This is a genomic window from Neobacillus sp. NPDC058068 (assembly GCF_042885335.1).
Lineage (GTDB): Bacteria > Bacillota > Bacilli > Bacillales > Cytobacillaceae > Neobacillus.
In genome coordinates this window covers 127,152-142,375 of record NZ_JBHVSI010000004.1, presented here as the reverse complement: position 1 = coordinate 142,375, position 15,224 = coordinate 127,152, and the positions used below count along the sequence as shown (strand labels likewise).

Sequence of the window (15,224 nt, the reverse complement as noted above, 5' to 3'; positions counted from 1 at the left end):
GAAGGTGTTGAATTTTTTGTGGATAACAAAGAAAAATATAGGGCGCTTTGCAAGGCTGAACCATCAATCCCGATATTTTCAAAAGATTGGTGGCTTGATGCTGCGGCGGGAGAAGAGAATTGGGATGTTGTTTTAGTTGAAAAAGGCGGCAAGATAGTGGCGAGTCTGCCTTTTGTGTTGAAGAAAAGATCGTTTATTCGTTATATTTCGATGCCGTTATTAACGCAAACAGCGGGAGTGTGGATGAACTATCCTGAAGGGCAAAAATACGTAAACAAACTAGCTTTTGAAAGAGAGATATGCAAAGAAGTTATTAAGAAATTACCATCTGTTGCGGCTTTCAATCAAAATTTTCATTATTCATTTACTAACTGGCTGCCATTCTATTGGCAGGGATTTAGCCAAACTACACGTTATACGTATGTCTTAGAAAATATTAAAGATCAGCAGCAGCTGTTCTCGAGATTTAAGGAGAATATCAGAAGGGAAATAAGAAAGGCAGAGAAAAAGGTTACAATCTATACCGGTGACTCAGTTGAGGATTTTTTTATCATAAATAAAAAAACCTTTGACCGGCAAAATCGGCAGATGCCCTACGATTTAGAATACGTAAAGAAAATTGATGCTGCTTGTGCAAAGGAGAATTGCCGCAAAATATTTTTTGCAAGTGATGAAAATAATCATCTTCATGGTGCAATCTATCTGATTTGGGATTCGCAAAGTGCTTTTTATCTTATGGGGGGAGGGGATCCGATCCTTAGAACAAGCGGAGCCACCTCGTTGCTAATGTGGGAAGCCATTAAATTTGCTTCTACCGTCACGGACAAGTTTGACTTTGAAGGAAGTATGGTTCAGCCTATTGAGCATTTCTTTAGTTCATTTGGCGGAGAACAAAAACCTTATTTCAATATCTCAAAAACAAATTCAATTTTATTAAAAATTCGTAATGGCTTGAAAGAGGTTTTGAAATGATTACAATTTATCTTCCGAGAAATTTTTGGTCTGAGCGGACTTATATCATTGATATTTTATTTTGTGAATATTTAGGAATTGCGTATGAAATTTGTGAATATGAAGGGGCAGATTACAAAATTGTCTTAGAAAATCATTCTATCCTAATCATTCGAGATTCATTTTTTAGTTATCAAGCGGGGGAGGATTATCTAAAGCCAGAAAACATTCCCGCCAAAATAGGCTGGGGAATGAATCCATTTTGTGTAGAGGATGATATTCCGATTATTTATGGAAATGATGAAATTGAAGCAACGTCCCAGGAGATAACATGTGGAATCGATCTTTTCGGTTCTGCTTTTTTTATGCTCACTCGTTGGGAAGAGTATGTAAATAAAGAAAGAGACATGCATAATCGGTTTCCAGCAAAAGCGAGTGCGGCATACAAAAATGTCTTTTTAAAGCGTCCTGTTGTTAACGAGTACGTTGAAATGCTGTGGAATATGCTTGTAAATCTTGGGATTGAACAGGAGAGAAAAGAACGTGAATTTGAAATCATTTTAACCCATGATGTCGATCACATCTCCTATTGGAAAGGACCCTTACGTCATGTTCAAGTTTTAGGAGCGGATATCTTAAAAAGACGGAATGTAACTTTGTTTTTTCGAAATATTGTAGATTTGACGCGGGTTAAATTAGGAAAACAGAACGACCCGTATGATACCTTCGACTACATTATGAATCTATCTGAGAGTGCCGGCATTAAATCACGCTTTTATTTCATGAGCGGCGGCAGCACCCAATTTGATAATAATTATCAAATCAATGAGTCTGCATCCTTAAAGATAATAAAGAAGGTTAAAGAAAGAGGTCACATCATTGGTTTTCATCCAAGCTTTAATGCCTACAATGATCCATTGCAGTGGAAGAAAGAAAAAGAGCGGCTAGAAGAAGCGCTTGGATTTAGTGTGAAAGAAGGCCGTCAACATTATCTAAGGTTTGAAGTGCCGGTAACATGGAATATTTGGGACAGTAATGGAATGGAAATGGATTGCACATTAGGTTATCCGGAACGGGAAGGCTTTCGCTGCGGGACGTGTTATGAGTTTACCGTTTTTGATTTTATCGAGAAGAAGAAACTAACTATTAAGGAGTTTCCACTGATTGTAATGGATGGAACACTTTTTGGATTCCAAGATTTATCCCCAAAACAAATGGAATCGGCAACGATGAAGCTTTTGGAAATTACTAAAAAGTATAAAGGTAAGTTTGTTTACCTTTGGCATAACTCCAGCTTTAATATTGAACATTGGAAAAAACACGATTCAGTGTATACACATATTCTAACAGAGTTGAAGAATGGCTAATGCAAAATGGAACTAAATTTACGTTTAGTGGATAAAAAATTCGTTTATTTGAGGTTTGGGGACCATTCATGCTAAATCTAAATGGAATGAGACGAATACTAAATGGCCTATTGAGTTTCGAAATGTGTTTTACCTTATTTTTATTTGCGGGAAGTTATAAAGCGAATCCAAGCCTTGCCTGGTTTCCGATCGATTTTACTTTATTCTTTTTTGGGTTGAGCATTTTTAGCGGATTAAATATTTTTATCTGGAAGGAAAAACTTAAAGTAAATATTAAGGATCTCAAGTTTATTCTTCTATTTAGCGTTTTTGCGGGATATGTACTGCTTACACTATTGTGGACTCCAGGTACCGTTTACGCCCGAGAAAAGGTTTTTTTTGTTTGTACTATTTTATCCTGGACAATTGCAGCAACTACCATAATTATTTCAAGCACGTTGGAGAGATTGAAAAGATTCCTATTTTTATGTGTTTTATTTGGTACATGGATGTCAGTGGAAGGACTTTTTGTCAACGTTAATAAGGGTGGATTTACAGATGTTTTAGGCGGGAATTATATTGAATTTAGCCGGGTTTTGGGGTTGGCGGCAATTATACTTACGTATATTTTGCTATTTATAAAGAGGAACAAATGGACAAAATTTTTTATTGCTTTTCTTTTATTATTTATGCTCTTTAATATTCTGAATGCCGGAGCGAGAGGACCGCTATTGGCATTAATTATTTCGTTATTCCCAATCCTTTTTTATGGATCTTTTATCAGAAATAGATCATTTAAACTCCATGTTAGTGTTATTTATGTAGCCGCAGCCAGTTTCATCGGAATGTTATATATTGGTTTACTTTATTTTACCAATAATTTACCCACTGCCCTCTTAAGAATAATGGTTATCTTTCAAGAGCAAGGGATGGGGGCTTCTGCGGCAACACGTTTAGAGTATTATAACCAAAGTTTATTATATTGGAAGGAAAACTTGCTATTTGGAAACGGAATAGGAGCTTGGCCGCTATTACACGATGGCATGGACATTAAGAATTATCCCCATAATATCATTTTAGAACTAGGTTCTGAACTGGGGCTAATTGGGATTATCTTATTTGTATTTTTGCACTTGTATATTATTAGGGACTTACATGCTGCAAACAAAAGCTTTTCCTTTTTCTCCTTACTGCTGACTTCCATCTTAATTTTTTATTTTATTAATTCACTTATAAGTGGTGATATCAATGAAAATAGATATTATTTTGCCTTTCTGGGTGTATCGATTTTTGTAATGAAAAACTTTAAACAAAAAGTCATTATTGAAAATCAAAACAATATGAGGGAGTTCCAATGAAAATTTGTCATTTAACATCCGTACATGATCATAACGATACAAGAATTTTTATAAAAGAATGCCGTTCGTTAGTTCAAGCAGGTTATCAGGTGCATTATGTTGTTCCCGATATAAGTGATTTTGAGGTTGATGGTGTCCAGCTGCATGGAGTAATGAAAGTGAATGACAACCGTTTTAAAAGAATGACGAAGACGGTTAATCAAGTTTACAGGAAGGGCTTAGAAATTGATGCAGATGTCTATCATTTTCATGACCCTGAGCTTATTCCAATAGGCTTGAAATTGAAACGGCTTGGGAAGAAAGTAATTTATGATATTCATGAGGACGTGCCCAGAGCGATATTGTCGAAGCATTGGATTTCTGCAGCGATTCGAAAACCAGTAGCATATGCTTTTGAAGTCTTTGAAAATACCAGTTCAAAGAAATTTGATTTTCTATCAACGGCAACCCCATTTATTACAAAACGATTTAAGAAGGCCAATCTTAATACAGTTAATATTAATAACTATCCATTAATTAATGAATTATTGGACGCTCACACTGAAGGGACTGTCAAAAAGGCCAATTCGGTTTGCTATATCGGCGTAATAGCGGAAATGAGGGGAGTAAATCAGCTGCTTCATGCGGCAAATTTGGTTAACGGTGCAATAGAATTTGCCGGTCCAATTAGTTCAGAAAATAAGGAGAAATTGGATAAGCAAGAAAACGTCCATTATCTAGGAATATTAAACAGAAACGAATTGAAAAACCTTCTTTCTAAGTCAGCAGCAGGTTTAGTAACGTTTTTACCGGAGCCAAATCATATTAATGCACAGCCAAATAAAATGTTTGAATACATGTCAGCGGGTATTCCTGTCATATGCTCCGACTTTCCGCTCTGGAGGGAAATTATTGAGAAAAACGAATGTGGTATTTGCGTAAATCCGGAAGATCCGCAAGCGATTGCTGCCGTCATTAATTATTTGCTTGAGAACCCGGAAATAGCGGAAAGAATGGGGAATAACGGACGAAAAGCAATCGAAACAGAATATAATTGGGAAGCTGAAAGCAGTAAGTTGATTGCGATCTATAAAAGTTTTGCTAATGAATGTAATTGATAAGGGATGATTGTTTTGAAATATAAAAGAATTTTAGTGCTGGCGCCGCATACTGATGATGCAGAATTAGGCTGCGGCGGGACGATTGCTAAACTATTAGATGAAGGATCCGAGGTTTTTATTGCCGTCTTTTCCACTGCTGAGGAATCAGTGCCAAAAGGAGCACCTAACGATTTATTAGAGAAAGAATTCTATCATGCAATGGAAATAATGAAAATTCCAAAGCAATGTTTATTTGTCTATAACTATCAAGTTAGAAAATTATCATATTACAGACAAGATATTTTAGAAGATTTGATTAAACTAAAAAATCTAATTAACCCGGATCTTGTTTTCCTGCCATCCGGAAAAGACGTTCATCAAGATCATCAAGTCATCTATTCAGAGGGAATTAGGGCATTTAAGAACCTGTCGATCTTGGGGTATGAGCTTCCATGGAATCATATTACCTTTTCTACTCAGGCATTTATGGAGTTAAATTATCATCATATTGTTAGTAAATGGGAGGCGCTGCAATCCTATACCTCTCAGATTGAATTACACAGGCCATATTTTACTAAGGAGTTTATTGAGGGACTTGCAAGAGTTAGAGGGACACAGATTAATAAAGAATGGGCAGAGGCGTTCGAAGTATTGCGGATAAATTTATAGCTTTGAAGGAGAGAATAAAGTGATTGTTTCAATTCATCAGCCTAACCTTTTCCCATGGTTAGGCTATTTTGATAAAATGGCCAAATCAGATTTGTTTATCTTCCTTGATAATGTCCAATTTACAAAAGGCGGATTTCAAAATAGAGTGAAGGTTAAAGGCCCAAATGGTCCTCAATGGTTGACAGTGCCTGTAAAAACAAAAGGCAGAGCTTATCAAATGACAAATGATGTGGAAATGAATCATCAAAATGATTGGAAGAAAAAACATCTTAGTACCATTGAATCTTTGTATAGCGGCGCAATAAACTTTGAAAGCATATTTACGCGAATAAAAGAAGTTTACAAACAAGAAAATACGTTACTAGTTGATTTTACCACTAAAGGGATTCAGTTGATCCAGAGTATGCTGGAGATAAAATCCAATACCTTAAATGCCTCCTTATTAAATCTAGATGGAAACAGTTCCCGTTTGTTAGTGAATCTTGTCAAAGAAGTTGGCGGAACAGTCTATTTATCAGGACCGAGCGGTAAAAAGTATTTAGATGAAACCATGTTTAAAGCGGAAAATATAAGGATTGAATATCATGAATTTCAAGAAGACGTCTATCCCCAAAAATATAATGATTTCATAACCGGTTTAACTTCACTTGATTATTTATTTAATAAGGAGGTCAGCAACGTTGAATATATGGATATTTAATCATTATGCGATTACTCCAAAATCAAGTGGAGGTACCCGCCATTTTGATTTGGCAAAAGAACTAGTTAATAAAAATTACAATGTCAAAATATTTGCCTCATCATTTGAACATCATGGCGCTTCCGATACCAATATTATAAATCCTAAAGAAAAAGTAAGAATAGAATCAGTTGATGATATTCAATTTGTGTGGATCAAAACATGTCAGTATAAAAAGAATGATTTTAAAAGGGTATGGAATATATTGGGTTATACATTTAGAGCCTTTCTAACCGCGATAAAAACGAAGGAGAAACCAGATGTAATAATCGGGTCATTAATGCATCCGCCTGCGGCCTTACTAGGGTATATCATTTCAAAAATTAAAGGAAGCAAGTTCTATTTTGAGGAAAGGGATTTGTGGCCGCAAACACTAATCGATTTAGGGAAGGTTTCAAAACGAAATCCAATCGTCAAATTATTGAGTTGGTTAGAGATTTTTTTGTATAAGAAATCAGATAGAATCATTATTCTCTTTAAGAATGCTGTAAATTATATCGAAGGCAAGGGTATAAGCAAAGAGAAGGTCTTAGTCCTGCCAAATGGTGTTGATATTAAACGGTTTGATAATGCAAAGGAACTCCCAAATGATTTGGATGTATTCATAAATAGTAAGTTAAAAGATCACTTTAAAGCCATTTATATTGGGTCCCATGGAATGTCAGATAATCTAGAGCCATTGCTGTTAACGGCTAAGAAGTTGAAAGAAAAAAATAGTAAAGTATGTTTATTATTCTTTGGAAAAGGACCGGAGAAAGAGAGATTAATAAAGTTCAAAGAGGAGGAAAAACTGGAGAACGTGATCTTTTTTCCTTCAGTTGCGAAAGAGTATATTCCGAAATTATTAGAAAGCTGCGATGTCGGCCTGCTATCGATGCACAATGCAGAACTTTATAAATGGGGAATGAGCTTTAATAAAATGTATGATTATACGGCAGCGGAGCTTCCAATTGTTGTGAATAGTACGATGAAAGTTGGGGATTTGGATGACTTTGGAAGTATCGTGTGGGCGCAAAACCCAGTTGAAATGGCTGAATCCTTAGATTCCCTTAGTTTAAATAAATCTCTCTGTGATAAGCTGGGTGCGAACGGGAAACGTTATTTAGAAAAAAACTTTAACTGGGAAATGCTATCCCAAAAATTAGTAACTGTGCTAGAGCAAGATTTAAAATAAGCAATCTTTATATATATTCCCCGCCTATTGAGAGGTGGGGAATATTTTACGTTTACTTATCTAAAGTTGAAAATGAGCTTTGGGAGGTTAATATGAATGTAATAATCGTAGGCTGCCACAAAGGTTTAACAAGATGTGTGATTAGAAGTCTATTAACCAGTAAAATTAAATTTTCATTTATAGGTACGAAAGAATTAATTCAATCAGTCTCCTTATCAAAGTTGTCTAAATCTGTTTATGAAATTGAAGAAAAAGATTTAAATATTGATTGTCAAAAGATCAATGAGATCATCGAAACTCTTATAAGTAAAAATGACAATAATTTTGTCATTCCAACGGGGATTCGCTCTACTTTATATATTAGTAAATATGCAACCAACAGCCCCAACTATAACAATCATTACCCTATGTCCGATTATCAAACGCTTTCAATGCTAAATAATAAATGGGATTTTTACTTATTCTTACGAGAACAAGGTATTCCAACACCAAAGACAGAATTATTAGCCCCTTTAGAAATTGAAAAGATAACGAGCCATGTTCATTTTCCGGTCATGACCAAACCGCTTGATAGTGAAAACTCAAAAGACGTCATAAGGTCAGAAAATTTAAACGAATTATCTAAGGTTATAGATAAATCCTCTATTCCCCTGCTAATTCAAGAATATATCCCGGGTTATGATTTGAACTTGGGCATTTTTAGTTTAAATGGAACTATAAAAGCGTGGATCATTAATAGAAGAACTGACAAGGGTTTAGTCTTTGAGCAAAATAAAGAAGCTTTACAAATAGGTGAGGAAATTGTTAAAGCCCTTCATTTTTCCGGAATCATCCACTTTGATTTAAGATGTAATGAACAAGATGGAACCATCTCCGTATTAGAATGCAATCCAAGGGTTTGGGGAAGTATGCTGCATTCAACCTATGCTGGGGTTAACTTTATTGAACTTGCGATTAATCATCAAAGCAATGAAATCCCTTTTAATGAGGTCAAGTCTGGGACTGTCTCACTTAAAAGAAATTCTATGATGAAGAAGGTAAGCAAACTTTCTTTTAGCAGACAAGATTTTCAATCAATCTTTATTCAAACTAAGCTTTTTATTCGTGATCCCTTTTATGAGTTAAGTTTCTTTATTATTAATAAATGAGATAGGTGATTCACTTGAAGTCTAAGTTTACGAAATCAGTTATTAGCGGTATCGCCAGCGCCATACCCTCTGACTCAGTTGATTTAACCTCACTATCCTACCTTTACGGAACAGAAGAGGTTAAAAGGATCATAGCAAGTACAGGAATTGAACAGGTCCGAGTGGCTAGGGATGATCAATGTACATCTGATTTATGTCTAGCTGCAGCTGAAGGATTACTGGAAAAGCTTGAAGTCCCCGCGGAAACAATTGACGGGATTGTATTTGTTTCCCAAACACCGGATTATAAAATGCCTGCAACCAGTGTTTTACTGCAGCATCGGCTTGGGCTGCGGACAACTGCTGCTGTCTTTGATATTAATTATGGCTGTTCAGGCTTTGTTTACGGCCTATACCAAGCGGCAATGATGATTGAAGCTGCTGGATATGAAAGAGTTATAGTTTGTTCTGGTGATACTTCAACAAGAATGGTTCACCCGAATGACAGGTCTGTTCGGATGGTGTTTGGTGATGGAGGCAGCGCTGCGCTTGTTGAAAAAGGCGAATCCCTCTCCCATTTTAGCTTAAGAACAGATGGTTCTGGAGCAGAAAACTTAATCATTCCTGCAGGAGGTTCTAGAAAACCGCTCAGTGTTGAGACAGCAATACCCTTTGAATCAGAGGATGGGATTATCCGTAATGAAGAAACCTTACGAATGAATGGAATGGAAATCATGTCCTTTGCTCTGAGGGAAGTTCCGCCGATGATTGATGAGCTCCTCCATGATACAGGATGGCGAAAGGACGAGGTTGGTACGTTTGCCTTTCACCAAGCCAACAAATTTATGCTTGAGTATTTACGCAAAAAAATGAAGCTTCCGCTGAATTCTGTTCCGATTGCCGTAGCAAATGTTGGCAATACTGGACCAGCGTCAATCCCTATGATGTTATCCCTCAAACACCGGGTATTAACTGAAGCTAATCAGCTGCAAAAGGTGATTTGCTGCGGGTTTGGTGTGGGATTATCATGGGCGTCCTGTTCACTTAATCTTTCTTCAACACTAATATTAGATCCAATTGAAATTTAAGTCTTATTAAAGAAAGAGGACATAATATGCGTGAAAAGATCTCCAACATTGTGCTAAATACGATTGAAGAATTTAATATTACTTACGAACAGAAAATCCCGATTGAATTAGGTGAAGCTGCTCCATTGTTTGGAAAAGAAGGAGTACTGGATTCATTAGGATTAGTTTCATTAATTGTCATGGTTGAACAGGCGCTTGAAGATGAGCTTGCGGTATCCTTCATTTTGGCAGATGAGAAGGCAATGAGTCAACAAACAAGTCCGTTTTTAAAGGCGGGTCTACTAGTTGATTATATTTCTAGATTAATTGAAGAGGAGATGCCAATGTGGACAGACCGATAACCTTAATAACTGGCACTCGAAAGGGCATCGGAAAATATTTAGCCCAATATTATATACGGCAGGGACATTTTGTGATTGGCTGCAGTAGAAATAGACCGGATTGGAGTCTCGATGGGTATGAGCACTTTCAGGTAGATGTCGCAGATGAAGATGGCGTAAAGTCGCTATTTTCATCCATTAGGAAAAAGTATGGGAGACTAGATCATCTGATTAATAATGCCGGTGTAGCCTCAATGAATCACTATTTATTGACACCGCTCTCGACTGTAAACAAGATACTGAATACCAATGTGATTGGTACTTTTCTCTGTTGTCGAGAAGCCGCAAAGCTTATGCAGAAACATGGGTATGGAAGGATTGTTAATTTCACCACGGTAGCTGCTCCTCTGAAGCTTGAGGGGGAATCAGTTTATGCAGCATCAAAGTCTGCCATTATCTCATTTACCGAAGTCATTGCCAAAGAGTTAGCAGCTTTTGGAATTACTGTAAATACGATAGGCCCTACTCCAATCGAAACAGACTTAATTCGTGCGGTTCCGAAAGAAAAGATAGCTGCCATTATCGATAGGCAAGCAATAAAACGATATGGAACAGCTGAAGATGTCGCCAATGTGATCGATTTTTTTCTACAGGAGAAAAGTTCATTTATTACAGGGCAAACTCTTTTTCTAGGAGGGGTATAAATGTTTATTGATTTTATACTGGAACAATTTAAGCAAAATTTCAATAATGAAGCGCTTATTTGGCATGATGAAGCCTATTCCTACGGTAGTATGCTTGATCTTTTTGAAAACTGGAAATTGAAATTAGCGGAAGAGAATTTGCCTGCAGGAAGTGTTGTTGCTTTCGAAGCAGATTTTTCCCCAGCCGCTGTCGCCTTGTTGTTAGCATTGATTGAATCACAATGTATCATCGCCCTGTTAAGTAAAGCGGTGAAGGAAAAGAAAGCAGAGTTTTGTGAGATTGCAGAGGCAGAATATCTAATTTCCTTAAATCTAGATGACCATATTTCAATTAGTAAACAGAATAAGAAAGCTACGCATGAAATCTATACCAAGCTCCGCCATATCGGACATCCTGGCGTTATTCTCTTTTCTTCAGGATCAACGGGTAAGAGTAAAGCTGCCGTACACGATTTCGTGCCATTATTAGAAAAGTTTAAAAGAGCAAGGCATGCTAAGCGGACGATTGCCTTTTTACTTTTCGATCATATCGGCGGGCTGAACACAATGTTTTATACCTTAGCAAATGGCGGCTGTCTTATTACAGTTCAAGACCGGTCACCAGCGTTTGTCTGCTCAGCAATCGAAAATTATCAAGTACAGACGCTTCCAACATCCCCGACATTTCTTAATCTTATGATGCTAAGCGAAGCCTATAAGGGCTGTAATTTGGAAAGTCTTGAGTTAGTCACCTATGGAACGGAAGTAATGCCAGAAACAACACTAAAGAAATTCCATAGTTTATTTCCTCATGTTCGTCTCTTGCAGACTTACGGTTTATCCGAGGTAGGGATACTAAGATCAAAATCAAAATCATCCGATTCACTTTGGGTGAAGGTTGGCGGGGATGAATTTCAAACGCGGGTTAGAAAGGGAATGCTGGAAATAAAGGCACAATCAGCCATGCTGGGCTATCTCAATGCACCAACTCCCTTTACAGAAGATGGCTGGTTCATGACCCAGGATGAAGTTGAGGTCGACGGAGATTATATTAAAATTCTTGGGAGGACTTCAGAGGTTATCAATGTCGGCGGAGAAAAGGTATTTCCTGCTGAAGTAGAGAGTATCATTCAATTAATGGAGGGTGTAGCAGAGGTTGCTGTTAGTAGTGAGCCTAACCCTATTACCGGGCAAATGGTTAAAGCATTTGTAAAGTTGTCTACACCTGAAACAATAAAGGAATTCCGCTTCCGATTACTACAATTTTGTAAAGATAAATTGCCTGGATACAAAATTCCGCAAAAGCTTGTATTGGTTGATAATTGGCTGCACAATGACAGATTTAAAAAGATGAGAAAAAGTTAAGTAAAGAAATTAGAAATTTGAGCGGATATTAGTCTATATATCTACGGAGTGGATTCGGAATGATAAAAATTTTAAATAAAATAGGGGCCTCAAAATTTACTAATATTATACCAATGGAGTGGAAGTTAAAGCTTAAGTTTTTATTATCCAAAAAAAGTAGATATCCTCAAATTTCAAAAAATGAGTTAAAAATAATTGTGAGCATTGCAGCAAATTACGGCAACCTAGGCGATATTTCGATTACTTATGCACAAAAGAAGTTTTTAATGGAGCATTTTCCTAATTATAAAATGATAACGTTATATGCTAATGATTTTGGGATGCTTTCTGGTCTAAAGAAATCAATAAATCCAGAAGATATTATTACCACAATTGGCGGCGGAAATATGGGCGACGTATACGAGGGGCTGGAGGTTCGCAGACGCCAGATCATTAAGCTTTTCCCAAATAATAAAATCATCTCATTCCCGCAAACAATGGATTTTAGAGGATTAAAATCGTTAAACAAAAGTAGAAAGGTATACGCTAAGCATAAAAATTTGCATCTTTTTGCAAGAGAGCCGGAGTCCTATGAAATGATGAAAAAATGCTTTAGTGATAATCATGTCTATTTAGTCCCTGATATTGTCTTATCCCTTAATTTAATCGAACCAAAATTAACTCGGGATGGAATCATCCTGTGTTTAAGGAACGATCAGGAACAAAAAATATCAAATATGCAAAAAGAAAGTCTTCTACTATCCATTAAGGAACGATATCCAAATGTTCATTATTATGACACCCATATTGGGAAATTTCCAAAAGACAATGAGGAACAAGAATTAGAAAATATTTGGACTGCCTTCAAAAAGTCAAAGATTGTTGTCACGGATCGGTTACATGGGATGATTTTTTGCGCAATTACGAAAACACCTTGTGTCGTGTTACCGAATACAAATCATAAAATCGCCAGTACCTATAAGAAGTGGCTGGCCAATCTAAATTATATTGCTTTTGTTAACATCTATGATGAACAGAAAATAGTGGGTAAGATTAATTCGCTCTTTAATAATACGAATACTGAGGAAATGAACCTAGATTTAAGCGAAAAGTTTGGACCGTTATTGGATGCTTTAAAAAATTGGCCACTTTGAAAGAGGTGAATGATATTGAATTCTTCTCCGCGAACGGCATATATTTTACAGATTCACAAAAACCAAGACCAAGTAAATAAATTTATTAAGCAGTTAATTTCAGAAGAACAAGCAGATGTCTTTGTTCACATTGATAAAAGGAATTATCAAAATTTAAAGGAAGGCATCGTGAAGAGTCCATTTGTGAACGTTTTGCAACAATGCGGTATTTGTGAATGGGGAGATATAAGCCAGGTCGAATCAACTATCCGGTTGTTGAGAGAAGTAGTAGCTTCCAAGAATGAATATGATTTTGTCTGCTTAAGAAGCGGGCAGGATTTACTGGTGAAAGATGGTTTCAAAGATTTCCTGATTAATAACAAAGGAAAAATATTTATGACGCTAGGAAATGTAGGTAGATTTAATTCGGGTTTAATGGAGATATCCTGGCCTAAATTTATGCGCAAACGCTATGCTAGTTTTCACCCCGCCCGGGTATTTCGCAGTATTGTCCTAGGCTTATATCGCAAGGGGATAAATATCTTCCCTAATCGAAACAAAATGCCCAAGGAATACTCTTTATATAAAGGTTCACAGTGGTTTACGGTGCCATATGATGCAGCAAAATACATCATCCAATTTTTAGATGAAAATGAATGGTTTTATAACTACTTTGAACATTCATTGGTGCCTGATCAATGGTTTTTTCATACGTTGATTATGAATTCTCAATATAAAACAGCTGTGATGGATAACAACCTCTTGTTTTTAAAATGGGGTGAAACCTTAAGTTCGCAAAATTCACCGCAGGATTTAACAAGCGAAGATATTCCATTAATTGAGGAATCGAATGGTTATTTTGCAAGAAAATTTGATGAAAACATTGATGACTCCGTAATTAATTATTTTGCTGATAAGGTGAAATTTGAGAGTACTAAATTAGCTAATAAGGATGAGGAACTTTATGTTCGAATATAAAGCAATAAATAAATTAGAAAAGAAGTTGGGTTCCCCTTTTTATATTTTAGATGTAGATAAATTAAGACAAAACTACCATAAAATCGAGACCGCATTTAAAAGCAGATATGAAAACTTTATTATAGGTTATTCCTATAAAACAAATTATCTTCCCTTTTTATGCAAGGAACTGTCAAAACTAGGTGCATACGCTGAAGTTGTCTCAAGATTAGAGTATGATTTGGCGCTTAAAATAGGCGAAGATCCGAAAAGAATCATCTTTAATGGTCCATTAAAAAGTCAGGATGATATTCATTTAGCATTAAAAAATGAAAGTACCATAAATATTGATTCTTTTTATGAACTTGAGTTTGTAAAAGAATATGCGTTACATCATCCAAACAAACAAATTAATGTGGGGCTGCGGTTAAATTTTGATATTTCCTATAATGGTCAAAGTGCCCTTCAAGAAGGTTATGAAGTTAGCAGGTTTGGTATTTGTATCGAAAATGGAAATCTGCAAGCTGGACTAAATGAATTGGCCGCTTTAGACAACATTCAAATAGCTGGGCTGCATGGGCATTTTTCTACAAGGAATCGAGAGATAGAATCATATCGGAAAATAACCCAAAAACTATGCGACATTGCCAAAGAATATAGATTAGATAATTTAGACTACTTGGATGTCGGTGGAGGAATTTATGGAGAATTACCGCCATCCTTTCACCAAAATGCTCCATCATTTGATGACTACGCAGAAGCGATTTGCCAAATAATGAATCAGGAGTTTAGCAGCTATGAAAAAAAACCAAGATTAATAATAGAGCCTGGAATGGCAATGGTGGCCAATACCTTCATTTTTATTGCAAAAGTGATCGAAACGAAAACAATTAGAGAGCAGACTTTTGTGTTAGTGGATGGCAGTGTTCATAATATCAAACCGACCATGCACAAACATAATCTGCCAATGAAGATAATCAGAAAAAGCGGAACTGCAGAAGCAAAGCAAGTTTTCAATATTGTCGGTTATACCTGTATGGAAAAGGATTACCTAGCACACGAAATTCTATCTGAACTGCCCGAGAAAAGTGACTATATTATCTTTGAAAATGTGGGAGCCTATACCATCGTTTTTAATCCGCCATTTATTAAAGAGCGCCCTTGTATTGCAGCTGCTGAGGATGGTGAAGTATTTATCGTCCGAAAAAAGGAATCCATTAAGCAATTTTTCAATGAAGACATCTATATGTTTTAAG

At 36.3% G+C, this 15,224-nt stretch carries 15 protein-coding genes; all 15 read left to right on the top strand.

Going from position 1 to position 15,224, the window contains the following annotated elements; all coding sequences use genetic code 11:
- The first annotated feature begins 18 nt into the window (after window positions 1–18).
- Window positions 19–972: a GNAT family N-acetyltransferase gene (locus tag ACFVSW_RS06475; RefSeq protein WP_387313701.1), complete on the top strand. Its 954-nt coding sequence runs from the start codon at window positions 19–21 to the stop codon at window positions 970–972.
- Window positions 969–2,318 (top strand): polysaccharide deacetylase family protein, encoded by a 1,350-nt coding sequence (locus ACFVSW_RS06470; RefSeq protein WP_387313698.1) that lies wholly within the window; start codon window positions 969–971, stop codon window positions 2,316–2,318. The genes ACFVSW_RS06475 and ACFVSW_RS06470 overlap by 4 nt, the downstream gene beginning before the upstream one ends.
- A gap of 68 nt (window positions 2,319–2,386) precedes the next feature.
- Window positions 2,387–3,655 carry an O-antigen ligase family protein gene (locus tag ACFVSW_RS06465; RefSeq protein ID WP_387313696.1) on the top strand — a complete coding sequence of 423 codons (1,269 nt, stop codon included), beginning with the start codon at window positions 2,387–2,389 and terminating at the stop codon, window positions 3,653–3,655.
- On the top strand, window positions 3,652–4,752 hold the full coding sequence (locus tag ACFVSW_RS06460) for a glycosyltransferase family 4 protein (protein WP_387313693.1): 1,101 nt from the start codon (window positions 3,652–3,654) through the stop codon (window positions 4,750–4,752). Before ACFVSW_RS06465 ends, ACFVSW_RS06460 begins: the two co-directional genes overlap by 4 nt.
- Before the next feature lie 15 nt (window positions 4,753–4,767).
- Window positions 4,768–5,403 (top strand): PIG-L deacetylase family protein, encoded by a 636-nt coding sequence (locus ACFVSW_RS06455; RefSeq protein WP_387313690.1) that lies wholly within the window; start codon window positions 4,768–4,770, stop codon window positions 5,401–5,403.
- A 19-nt stretch (window positions 5,404–5,422) separates the two neighbouring features.
- The gene (locus ACFVSW_RS06450; RefSeq protein ID WP_387313688.1) at window positions 5,423–6,103 is read left to right on the top strand and encodes a WbqC family protein; all 681 of its coding nucleotides are present in this window, start codon (window positions 5,423–5,425) and stop codon (window positions 6,101–6,103) included.
- On the top strand, window positions 6,084–7,316 hold the full coding sequence (locus tag ACFVSW_RS06445; RefSeq protein WP_387313686.1) for a glycosyltransferase family 4 protein: 1,233 nt from the start codon (window positions 6,084–6,086) through the stop codon (window positions 7,314–7,316). The genes ACFVSW_RS06450 and ACFVSW_RS06445 overlap by 20 nt, the downstream gene beginning before the upstream one ends.
- Window positions 7,317–7,408: 92 nt before the next feature.
- Window positions 7,409–8,464 (top strand): ATP-grasp domain-containing protein, encoded by a 1,056-nt coding sequence (locus ACFVSW_RS06440; RefSeq protein ID WP_387313683.1) that lies wholly within the window; start codon window positions 7,409–7,411, stop codon window positions 8,462–8,464.
- A gap of 14 nt (window positions 8,465–8,478) precedes the next feature.
- Window positions 8,479–9,531, top strand: a complete 1,053-nt coding sequence (locus ACFVSW_RS06435) for a 3-oxoacyl-ACP synthase III family protein (protein ID WP_387313680.1) — start codon at window positions 8,479–8,481, stop codon at window positions 9,529–9,531.
- A gap of 26 nt (window positions 9,532–9,557) precedes the next feature.
- Window positions 9,558–9,872, top strand: coding sequence for an acyl carrier protein (locus ACFVSW_RS06430; protein ID WP_387313677.1), 315 nt, complete (start codon window positions 9,558–9,560; stop codon window positions 9,870–9,872).
- Window positions 9,857–10,555, top strand: coding sequence for an SDR family NAD(P)-dependent oxidoreductase (locus ACFVSW_RS06425; protein WP_387313674.1), 699 nt, complete (start codon window positions 9,857–9,859; stop codon window positions 10,553–10,555). Before ACFVSW_RS06430 ends, ACFVSW_RS06425 begins: the two co-directional genes overlap by 16 nt.
- Entirely contained in the window at window positions 10,556–11,899 is a 1,344-nt protein-coding gene (locus tag ACFVSW_RS06420) for an ANL family adenylate-forming protein (protein WP_387313671.1), read from the top strand.
- Window positions 11,900–12,096: 197 nt separating this feature from the next.
- Entirely contained in the window at window positions 12,097–13,032 is a 936-nt protein-coding gene (locus ACFVSW_RS06415) for a polysaccharide pyruvyl transferase family protein (RefSeq protein WP_387313668.1), read from the top strand.
- Window positions 13,033–13,047: 15 nt separating this feature from the next.
- On the top strand, window positions 13,048–13,989 hold the full coding sequence (locus tag ACFVSW_RS06410) for a beta-1,6-N-acetylglucosaminyltransferase (protein WP_387313665.1): 942 nt from the start codon (window positions 13,048–13,050) through the stop codon (window positions 13,987–13,989).
- Window positions 13,976–15,223, top strand: a complete 1,248-nt coding sequence (locus ACFVSW_RS06405) for a type III PLP-dependent enzyme domain-containing protein (protein WP_387313663.1) — start codon at window positions 13,976–13,978, stop codon at window positions 15,221–15,223. The genes ACFVSW_RS06410 and ACFVSW_RS06405 overlap by 14 nt, the downstream gene beginning before the upstream one ends.
- Window position 15,224 lies beyond the last annotated feature (1 nt).

What these genes read in the sequence shown, in the direction of transcription:
- ACFVSW_RS06470 (WP_387313698.1), top strand. Translation starts at nt 969, where the DNA reads ATGATTACAATTTATCTTCCGAGAAATTTTTGGTCTGAGCGGACTTAT.
- ACFVSW_RS06420 (WP_387313671.1), top strand. Translation starts at nt 10,556, where the DNA reads ATGTTTATTGATTTTATACTGGAACAATTTAAGCAAAATTTCAATAAT.
- ACFVSW_RS06405 (WP_387313663.1), top strand. Translation starts at nt 13,976, where the DNA reads ATGTTCGAATATAAAGCAATAAATAAATTAGAAAAGAAGTTGGGTTCC.
- ACFVSW_RS06430 (WP_387313677.1), top strand. Translation starts at nt 9,558, where the DNA reads ATGCGTGAAAAGATCTCCAACATTGTGCTAAATACGATTGAAGAATTT.
- ACFVSW_RS06465 (WP_387313696.1), top strand. Translation starts at nt 2,387, where the DNA reads ATGCTAAATCTAAATGGAATGAGACGAATACTAAATGGCCTATTGAGT.
- ACFVSW_RS06460 (WP_387313693.1), top strand. Translation starts at nt 3,652, where the DNA reads ATGAAAATTTGTCATTTAACATCCGTACATGATCATAACGATACAAGA.
- ACFVSW_RS06440 (WP_387313683.1), top strand. Translation starts at nt 7,409, where the DNA reads ATGAATGTAATAATCGTAGGCTGCCACAAAGGTTTAACAAGATGTGTG.